Genomic DNA, 9,450 nt, shown 5'->3' on the forward strand with positions numbered 1-9,450 from the left:
ATCTCATTGGTTTATCGGTGCTATTTCTTAAGGTAGTGCCATTGGGGCCAGGCTCGAATTGAATTTGCATAGCCGCTGAAAGTCGGCGCTGGCGAGACGCCGATAGTGTGTAGGGTGAAGTAAAAGACCCCCCCATCCGCATTGCGGTTAGCTGCTAAAGAGAGAAAAGTAGGGCCATGAGTGCGTTTGACCTGGGTGGGCCCATTGGACTGCCGAAAGGTGCCGATGCCAATCGCAATTGGTTCGCCTTGATAGCTATAATTTGGCCGTCTGCCTGTCATAGCCCGCACAAAGGCCGTGACCCTATCGACAATCCACCGGGAACACGGGGAAGTCGGGTTCAGAACACAATAATATGGGGAAGCAATGGGGGAGTCTCAGTTCCGGCGTTGTCATCGAGGATTCACGCTGCTCGAACTGCTGGTCGTCATGGTCATCATCGGCTTGTTGGCGGGTTTCGTCGCCCCCAAGTATTTCGCTCAAGTGGGCAAGGCTGAGGGTCGCACGGCACAGGCGCAGGTCCAGGCGATCAAGCGCGCACTCGAACAGTATCGGCTCGACACAGGCCATTTCCCGACTACAGAAGTGGGCCTTGCCGCGCTGACCGCCCGTCCGCCCGGCGAAAAGAAATGGACCGGCCCCTATCTGGAAAAGGCCGCGCCGCTCGATCCCTGGGATCGACCCTACGTCTACAAGTCGCCCGGCGACCACGGCGATTTCGACCTCGCCTCCTACGGCAAGGACGGCCAGCCCGGCGGCAGCGGCGAATCTGCCGACGTTACGACCTGGTAAGCGCCCATGCGGTACGCCGTCAGAGCGCTGCGGGAGGGGCGTGAACTTGTCTCCCTCGATATCGATGCCGGGGACGAAGCCGATGCGGCCGCGCAGACCCGGCGCCGTGGGCTGGTGCCCTTGTCCGTGTCCGGCGAGCGCACCCTGGGTCGACTGCGCCGCACCGGCGCCAAGACCTTCGATGTCGTGCTGTTCTCCCAGGAATTGCTGGCGCTGCTGCAGGCGGGCATCAATATCGTCGAAGCCATCGAAACCCTGCTCGAAAAGGAACATCGCGACGATTCGCGCCAGGTTCTTGAGCGAATCAACCGGATGCTCGGCGAGGGCAAGCCACTGTCCGTCGCGCTGGCATCGCAGCCCGAGCATTTCTCGCCGCTCTACGTGGCGACGGTGCGCGCCAGCGAACGCACCAGCGACCTCGACCAGGGTCTCACGCGCTACGTCGCCTACGCCAGGCAGATCAACGAAATCCGGGCCCGCCTGATCAGCGCCTCGATCTATCCGGCGTTGCTGATCGGCGCTGGCGGGCTGGTGGTCCTCTTCCTTCTGGGTTACGTCGTCCCGCGCTTTGCCAAGATCTACGGCGACCTGGGCGAGCGCCTGCCGGCGGCGTCGCGTCTGCTGCTCTACTGGGGCCAGTTGGTCGAGCAATGGGGGCCGTTCTTGCTGCTCGGTGCGATCATGGCCGGCGTCGGATTGTGGCGTGCCTTGGTATCTCCCATCTTTCGCCAGCGGCTGATCGACCGCATCTGGAGCCTGCCGGCGGTCGGCCTGCGCCTGCGCCTGTATGAATTGACGCGCTTCTATCGCACGCTGGGCATGCTGTTGCGCGGCGGCATTCCTGTGGCAACCGCGATCGACATGGTGGTCGACTTGCTGCGGCCGGGTTATCGCGAGAATCTGGTTGCCGCTGTCGCACAGATTCGCGAAGGCTTGCCGATTTCGTCGGCGCTGTTGGCCAACAATCTGACCACGCCGGTGGCGGTACGCATGCTGCGGGTTGGCGAGCGCGGTGGCCAGATGGGCGAGATGATGGAGCGCATCGCCGGCTTCTACGACGAAGAACTCGAACGCTGGGTCGAGCGCTTCACGCGCATCTTCGAGCCGGTGCTGATGGCCGTCATTGGCCTGGTGATTGGCATCGTGGTGGTGCTGATGTACTTGCCGATCTTCGAACTGGCGGGCAACTTGCGATGAGCGTCAGTTCCATCCAGGCCGCGCTGGCGGTTGCGCGCGCCGACGCTCAGGAGTCGGGCGCCGCGCTGATGGATGCGCTCGAAGCCTGCCTCGCGCTCCCGGCCGACGAATTCGTCGCGGCCGTGGCGCAGGCACTCGACCATCGCCCCTTCATTGCGGCGGACCTGCATCGCATGGCGGGCGCCTTCGACGTGATCCCCTATGCGGAGTCCGCGCGGCGCGTCTGCGTCGCCTTGCGCGACGACAAGGGCGATCTTTTCATGGTGGTTGCCGATCCGTTCAACGAGGCGCTCCGGCGCTGGGCCGAAGACTCAGTCGCCGAGCGCTTCCGCTGGGGATTGGCGCACGCGGCCGATCTGGGCGCCTACCTGGTGCGGCACGAAGACACGTTGCACGCCATGGATGGCGCGCTGCCGGCGCAGGACGCGATGGTCGAGGGCGACGAACGGGTGGAGACGCTGTCGCTGCGCAGTATCGGCGAGCACGACAGCCCGGTAGTCAAGCTGGTGCACTCGACCCTCTATGACGCGCTGAAAGCCGGCGCCAGCGACATCCACCTCGAATGCACCCCGGCCGGCTTGAGCATCAAGTACCGGATCGACGGCGTCCTCGCGCACAACACGACCATGCCCGGCGTGCAGTTCGCGGAACAGGTCATTTCGCGCATCAAGGTGATGTCGGAACTCGACATCGCCGAGCGACGGGTGCCGCAGGACGGGCGGTTCAAGGTGCTGATCAGCGACCGCGCTGTCGATTTCCGCGTCTCGATCATGCCCAGTATCTTCGGCGAAGACGCGGTGCTGCGTATTCTCGACCGCCGCGCGCTGACCGATCACGTCGCCGGCCTGCGCCTCGAAGCGCTGGGTTTCGATGCGCCGATGATTTCCCAGTTGCGCGCGCTGGCCGAGGAGCCCTACGGCATGCTGCTGGTCACCGGCCCGACCGGCAGCGGCAAAACCACCACGCTGTATGCCGCTGTCTCCGAGATCAACCATGGCCGCGACAAGATCGTCACCATCGAGGATCCGGTCGAGTACCAGTTGCCCGGCGTACTGCAGATTCCCGTCAACGAAAAAAAGGGCCTGACCTTCGCGCGCGGCTTGCGCTCCATCCTGCGCCACGACCCCGACAAAATCCTGGTCGGCGAGATCCGCGACCCGGAGACCGCGCAGATTGCCGTGCAGGCGGCGCTGACCGGACATCTGGTATTCACCACGGTACACGCCAACAGCGCTTTCGACGTGATCGGCCGCTTCCTGCACATGGAGGTCGACCCCTACAGCTTCGTCTCGGCGGTCAATGGCATCGTCGCTCAGCGCCTGGTCCGGCTGCTGTGCCCGGATTGCGCGGAAGACAGCAGTCCGGATGCCGAACTGCTGCGCAAGTCCGGCATCACCCCGGCGCAGGGTGACGAAATCCGCTTCCGAATCGGGCGCGGCTGTGGCAAATGTCGCGGCACCGGCTACCGCGGGCGTCACGCCATCGCCGAACTGCTCCTGCTCAACGACGATCTGCGCGAACTGATCATCGACAAGGCGCCGGCGCGCCGCATCAAGGAAGCCGCCGCCGGCAGCGGCACCCGCTTCCTGCGCCAGGCCGCGCTCGACGTGGTGCGCAGCGGCGCGACGACCCTTGAGGAAATCAACCGTGTCACGCTGGCGGTCTGAGCGCATCCGCATTGCGCTGCATGCGGACCGCGCCGCGCTGGTCCGTCTTGGCGGGCGTCAGCGGCGTACCGTGGCCGCGACCCAGATCATGCCATTTCCGCTTGATGCCCGCGAGCCGGCACGGATTGGCGCGGCGATCGGCGAAGCCTTGAGCCTGCCCGAATGGCGCCACGGGGCCATCGAGATCGTGCTTTCCCACGCCCTGTGCAAGCTCGCCCTGGTCCCGGGCGGCATCGACGTGCGTGGGCGCCACGAGGAAGAGGCGCTGTACCGTACCAGCATCGAAGAGGCGAATGGCGAGCTGTCGGCCGGCTGGCGGGTGGTTGTCGCGGAGGCGCCCGCCCACCTGCCACGGCTTGCCTGCGCCATTGACGGCGCACTGATCGATGCCCTGGATTCGGCTGCCGCCTCGTCCGGCGGCCGGGTTGTGTCGCTGCGTCCGCTGCTGGTCGATGCCTACAACGCGCGCCGCGGCGAAATGGCCAGCGGCCGATTCGGGTTTATCACGGTGGAGCGCGAGCGTTGCTGCCTGGCGCGTATCCACGACGGGGTTTGGCAGAGTCTGCGCGTGCGGCGCCTGTTCGACGACCCGGAGACAGAACTTGCGAGCCTGCTGCGGCAGGAACGTGTGCAGGCCGGCGAGGAGTGTGCGCCGGACGGGCTATTGCTTTGCGCCCCGAATCACCCGCAACTGCGGCTGCCGGCCGGCTTCGCGCCGGCGCCGCTGAAATCAGCACTTGGAAATCCGATCCCGGACATCGATGTCACCGAGTTCGGCATGGCGCTGGAGGGATTGCGGTGAGCGCGCCCCTGCTCGAACTGGATTTCAAGCCCCGCCGGCGTCCCTCGCGGGCCGGCATGCTGCTGCTCGCCGCCGGACTGGGCGCAGGCGCGCTGGCCTGGGCGGACTACCGCACGGCCAACGAGGAACTGGCAAGTCGCATACACACACTGGAGAGCGCCCAGCGCGCGGTCCGGCCGACGCACACCGCACCGCTGCCGAACACCGATCCGCAGCATATGAACCGGGTTCTGGATCGCCTGACCTTGCCTTGGGAGGGTTTTTTCGACGCCTTGGAATCGGCCGCTGTCGAGTACGCAACCCTGATTTCGATCGCCCCCGACGCCGCCCGCGGCAGCGTCCAGATTCGCGGTGAAGCACGCGACATCGGCGTCGTCGTGTATTACGTCAGCAAGCTTGAAAGCGGCGGCTTTTTCCGCGACGTCGATCTGGTCGAACACGAACGCGGCACGCAGAACGCCGATCTGCCCTTGCGCTTTCTGATCACGGCGCGCTGGACGCCAGGGGCGGAGAAACGATGAGTCCGCTGCGCGCCACCCTCGAATACCATGCCTGCCGCGCCGGAATCGCGGGAGCCGCGGGCCTGTTCATCCTGACGCTGCTGCCAGGCTTCTACTGGATGACGATCAAGCCGGTGCATGAGGAAGCGGCCCGCCTGGCGGCGCGTATCGAAACCGCCGGCAATCGGTCGCAGGATTCGGGTGACGCGCCGCGCAGCCGCAACGAACGGATCCGCGCCTTCGTCGAGTTCTTCCCCGAACGCAAACACGTGCCGCACTGGATCCAGCAGATACACACGGTCGCCGACAAGGAAGGCATTGTTCTGGAGCGTGGCGATTACCGGCGCCCGACGGGCGACGGTCCGCTCCCCGTTCCCGTCAAAATCACGCTCCCGGTCAAGGGCAGCTACGCGCAAATCCGCCGCTTCATCACCGCCGCTCTGGCCGACGTGCCGACGCTGGCGCTCGACGAAGTTTCGTTTCAGCGGCAAAGCGCACGCGACCCGAAGATCGAGGCGCAGATTCGCTTTACCTTGTACGCGGGGGACAAGTGATGCGCCTGTCTCCGCGCACGCGCGGCATCCTGCTCGCCCTGACCCTCGCCGCTACACTGGCCGCGGCGTTCGCACCGGAAGACACTTCGCCCGCCAAGTCAGGTAAGACTGCCATCGTCGCCCAGGCGCCGCGTCGCCAGATCGCTGCCGAGCCGCTGGCGGATGTTCCGGACATCGTGTTTCGCCGACAGACGACGGCGTCGCCGCAGGTCGACCCCTTCAGCCCAAACGCCTGGGTGCCGGCGCCGCCGCCAGTGAAAGCCGAACCGCCGCCACCTCCGATGGCGCCGCCCTTTCCCTACACCTATCTCGGCCGGGTGGACGACGCCGGCAAGGCATCCGTCCTGGTCGGACGTGCCGACAAGAGCGTCACGGCACAAGCCGGTGACCTGATCGACGGCGTCTGGCGCGTCGACAAGATCACCGAGCGCAGCGTCGAACTCATCTACCAGCCGCTCGGGCAGCGGCAAACCCTTTCCACCGGGAGCGAACAGTGAACCGTGTATCTGTGCTATTCATCGCCATGGCGTTCGGCCTCGCGGGCTGCGCCAATGATGCGACCTTCCGCCGCGGACAGGAACTGCTCGCCGGCGGGGACACGGTCGAAGGGCTGGCCACCCTGCAGCAGGCAATGCGCGAGGCGCCCGACAACCACGAATACCGCAACGCCTACTTCCGCCAGCGCGAACTCCAGATCGGCCAGATGCTGGCCCAGGCCGATACCGCGCGACAAGCCGGCCAAGGCCAAATCGCCGAAGCCACCTATCGCAAGGTGCAGGAGATCGAACTCAACAACGAGCGCGCGCGCGCCGGGCTCGCCGCGATCGAGATGGACAAGCGACATCGCGACCGCCTGGTCGACGCCGAGGCGCTGCTCAAGGCAGGCAAGGTCGAGGCTGCCGACACGGCCATCCGCAGCATCCTCTCGGAGAATCCGGCACAACGCGAAGCGCGCCAATTCAAGCGCCGCATCTCCGAGCGCAGCGTCGCCGACGACGAGCGTTCCCCCACCTTGCGCGCCGGCTTCGCCCGGCCGGTGAGTGTCGATCTTCGCGATGCGCCGGTAAAGACCGCCTTCGATCTGCTCAGTCGGGCCTCAGGCATCAACTTCGTCCTCGACAAGGAAATCCGGCCGGACACCAAGACCACCCTGACGGTCAAGAACACGCCGGTGGAGGATGTCCTGCGCCTGATCATCACTACCAGCCAGCTCGACTACAAGGTGCTCAACGACAACACCTTGCTGGTCTTCCCCAATTCGGCGTCCAAGATCAAGGACTACAAGGATTTGATGGTCAAGGGTTTTTATCTGGCCCATGCCGACGCCAAACAGATCGCCAACACGATCAAGACCCTGGTCAAGACCAAGGACTTGATCGTCGACGAGAAGCTCAACTACATTGCCATGCGCGACACGCCAGAGGCGATCCGCATCGCCGAACGTCTGATTGCCGCGCAGGACCTGCCCGAGCCGGAAGTGCTGCTTGAGCTCGAAGTGCTCGAAGTCGGCGTCAACCGGCTCATGGAACTCGGCATTCGCTATCCCGAGCAGGTGAGCTACAGCGTTGTCGGTGCAGACAACGTCGCCGGCACGCTGCGGCTACCCGAATGGCAGAACCGCAATTCCAGCCTGGTTCGCATGAGCATCACCAACCCGGCGTTGATCCTCAACCTGCGCAAGACCGACTCCGACACGAATCTGCTGGCCAACCCGCGCATCCGCGTCAAGAACCGCGAGAAGGCCAAGATCCACATCGGCGAGCGGGTGCCGGTGATCACGACCACCTCGACTGCGAATGTGGGCGTCTCGGAAGCCGTGAGCTACCTCGACGTCGGCCTCAAGCTGGAAGTCGAACCGAATATTTCGCTCGCCGACGACGTCGCGATCAAGGTGGGACTGGAAGTCAGCAACATCCTTGAAACCATCACGCGGGCCTCCGGTCTGCAGACCTACCGCCTCGGCACGCGCAACGCCACCACGGCCCTGCGTCTGCGCGACTCGGAAACCCAGGTGCTGGCCGGCCTGATCCAGGAGGACGAACGCCGCAGTGCCAACAAGGTTCCCGGGCTCGGCGACCTGCCGATCCTCGGACGGCTGTTCTCGAGCAACAACAACACCAACATCAAGACTGAAATCGTGCTCCTGATCACGCCGCGCATCGTGCGCAATCTGTCGCCGGGTGAAGCCGGAACCACCGGCTACTTCTCCGGCACGGAATCCATGATCGGTGCGCCACCCTTGCGTCTCAAGTCGAACGAGCTGGCAACTGGAGCCAAGCCAATGGCGGCCGCTGTGCCGCAAGCGATCGCGCAACCGACTCCTGGCGCGGCAGCCGAATCCGCCGCAATCGCCGACGGGACCGTTCCTGCCTCCGCGTCCGCGACCGGCACGCCTCCTGCTGCACCGCCACAGACCGATGCCGCCGGCAAGCCTGTGGCGCCGCTACCCTCCGCCTTCGCCGCGCCGGCCGCCAAGCGCTGACATGATTCGCAGGCGGCAGCCGGGCTTCACGCTGATCGAGATGCTGGTCACGCTGGCCATTGTCGCCATCCTCTCCACCCTGCTGCTGCCCCTGGCGGAGACCACGGCTCGGCGCACCAAGGAGCAGGACCTCAAACACGCGCTACGTCAGATCCGCGACGGGCTGGATGCCTACCGCAAGGCAGTCGACGAAGGCCGGCTTGGCGCAGCGGCCGATCGATCCGGCTATCCGCCCAGTCTCGATGTGCTCGTTACAGGCCTCGAAGACCAGAAGGATCCCAAGCGGCGCAAGCTCTACTTTTTGCGCGCGATTCCGCGCGACCCCTTCGCCGATCTTGGGATCAGCGCCGAGGAAAGCTGGGGCAAGCGCAGCTATGCGAGCGCGCACGACGACCCGCGCGAGGGCGACGACATCTATGACGTGTACTCGCGCAGCACTGCGATCGGCCTCAACGGCATCGCTTACCGGGACTGGTAGGGATGGCGCGCCGCGGATTCACGCTGATTGAACTGCTGGTCGTGATGACCATCGTCGCGATCCTGTTGACCCTGGTTGCGCCGCGCTACTTCCGACACGTCGACAACTCCAAGGAGGTTGTTCTGCGGCAGAACCTCGAACAGGTACGCGACGCCATCGACAAGTTCCGCGCCGACAGCGGCAAGTTGCCGTCCTCGCTGGAGGATCTGGTGGACAAGCGCTATTTGCGCAGCCTGCCGATCGATCCGATCACGGAGAGCAACGACACATGGACCCTCGTTCCGGCGAAATCCGGCGAGCCGACCGGGCTCGCCGACATCCGTAGCGGCGCGCCGGGAAAGGCCGCCGACGGCAGCCTCTATGCCGACTGGTAATGCTATGCGGCGGCGCCAGGACGGCTTTACCTACCTCGCCATCCTGTTCCTCGTGTCCGTACTGGGCGTCGGGCTTGCCGCGGTGGGCGAAGTCTGGGATACCGCCCGCAGGCGCGACAAGGAGCGGGATCTGCTCCAAGCCGGTCGCGACCTGCGAGACGCGATCGGACGCTACTACACGGCACCGTCGGGCGGCACCGCGCGCTATCCGTCCAGCCTGGAGGATCTGCTCAAGGACAACCGGGTGCCAGGTATCCGCCGTCACATGCGCCGCATTCCGGTTGATCCAATGACCGGCAAGGCCGACTGGGCCACGCTCGGCGCACCGGGCGGAGGCATTGCCGGCGTGCATAGCCGATCTGAAGACGAGCCGCTCAAGACCGCCAATTTCGATCGCGGCGAGGATGGGTTCGAGGGAGGAAAGCAGTATTCGGAGTGGCGTTTCTTGTTTGTCCCAGATCCGAAAGCGACGCTGCCGGCGATTAAGGCGGCTCGGTAGTATCCCGGTTCTAAATTGCTGGCGAGTGAAGACACCTGTGCGGTTGGATCGCTAGGGCGTGTTCTCAATCAAGCCAACCAGACGATGGTACATGCCAGATGAACG

11 protein-coding genes are annotated in these 9,450 nt (G+C 65.0%); all 11 read left to right on the forward strand.

Annotated features, from left to right (window positions below):
* Window positions 1-366: 366 nt before the first annotated feature.
* The 11 genes from gspG (at window position 367) to RMO95_RS17135 (ending at window position 9,345) form a co-directional block, all read left to right on the forward strand.
* Entirely contained in the window at window positions 367-792 is a 426-nt protein-coding gene (gene gspG, locus RMO95_RS17085) for a type II secretion system major pseudopilin GspG (protein ID WP_310451859.1), read from the forward strand.
* Window positions 793-798: 6 nt separating this feature from the next.
* Window positions 799-1,989, forward strand: coding sequence for a type II secretion system F family protein (locus RMO95_RS17090; RefSeq protein WP_310451860.1), 1,191 nt, complete (start codon window positions 799-801; stop codon window positions 1,987-1,989).
* Window positions 1,986-3,656, forward strand: a complete 1,671-nt coding sequence (locus RMO95_RS17095) for a GspE/PulE family protein (RefSeq protein WP_310451861.1) — start codon at window positions 1,986-1,988, stop codon at window positions 3,654-3,656. The genes RMO95_RS17090 and RMO95_RS17095 overlap by 4 nt, the downstream gene beginning before the upstream one ends.
* 70 nt (window positions 3,657-3,726) lie before the next feature.
* Window positions 3,727-4,458 carry a hypothetical protein gene (locus RMO95_RS17100; protein ID WP_310451862.1) on the forward strand — a complete coding sequence of 244 codons (732 nt, stop codon included), beginning with the start codon at window positions 3,727-3,729 and terminating at the stop codon, window positions 4,456-4,458.
* Window positions 4,455-4,979 (forward strand): PilN domain-containing protein, encoded by a 525-nt coding sequence (locus tag RMO95_RS17105; RefSeq protein WP_310451863.1) that lies wholly within the window; start codon window positions 4,455-4,457, stop codon window positions 4,977-4,979. The genes RMO95_RS17100 and RMO95_RS17105 overlap by 4 nt, the downstream gene beginning before the upstream one ends.
* On the forward strand, window positions 4,976-5,512 hold the full coding sequence (locus tag RMO95_RS17110) for a hypothetical protein (RefSeq protein ID WP_310451864.1): 537 nt from the start codon (window positions 4,976-4,978) through the stop codon (window positions 5,510-5,512). Before RMO95_RS17105 ends, RMO95_RS17110 begins: the two co-directional genes overlap by 4 nt.
* A complete protein-coding gene (locus tag RMO95_RS17115) occupies window positions 5,512-6,009 on the forward strand; it encodes a hypothetical protein (RefSeq protein ID WP_310451865.1) in 498 nt (165 codons plus the stop codon). The genes RMO95_RS17110 and RMO95_RS17115 overlap by 1 nt, the downstream gene beginning before the upstream one ends.
* Window positions 6,006-7,994, forward strand: a complete 1,989-nt coding sequence (locus tag RMO95_RS17120; protein ID WP_310451866.1) for a secretin and TonB N-terminal domain-containing protein — start codon at window positions 6,006-6,008, stop codon at window positions 7,992-7,994. Before RMO95_RS17115 ends, RMO95_RS17120 begins: the two co-directional genes overlap by 4 nt.
* A 1-nt stretch (window position 7,995) precedes the next feature.
* On the forward strand, window positions 7,996-8,472 hold the full coding sequence (locus RMO95_RS17125) for a type II secretion system protein (protein WP_310451867.1): 477 nt from the start codon (window positions 7,996-7,998) through the stop codon (window positions 8,470-8,472).
* Window positions 8,473-8,474: 2 nt separating this feature from the next.
* On the forward strand, window positions 8,475-8,846 hold the full coding sequence (locus RMO95_RS17130) for a prepilin-type N-terminal cleavage/methylation domain-containing protein (protein WP_310451868.1): 372 nt from the start codon (window positions 8,475-8,477) through the stop codon (window positions 8,844-8,846).
* A gap of 4 nt (window positions 8,847-8,850) precedes the next feature.
* Window positions 8,851-9,345, forward strand: coding sequence for a type II secretion system protein (locus RMO95_RS17135; protein WP_310451869.1), 495 nt, complete (start codon window positions 8,851-8,853; stop codon window positions 9,343-9,345).
* Window positions 9,346-9,450: the final 105 nt, after the last annotated feature.

The sequence above is a fragment of the Sulfuritalea sp. genome, assembly GCF_031426875.1.
Lineage (GTDB): Bacteria > Pseudomonadota > Gammaproteobacteria > Burkholderiales > Rhodocyclaceae > Sulfuritalea.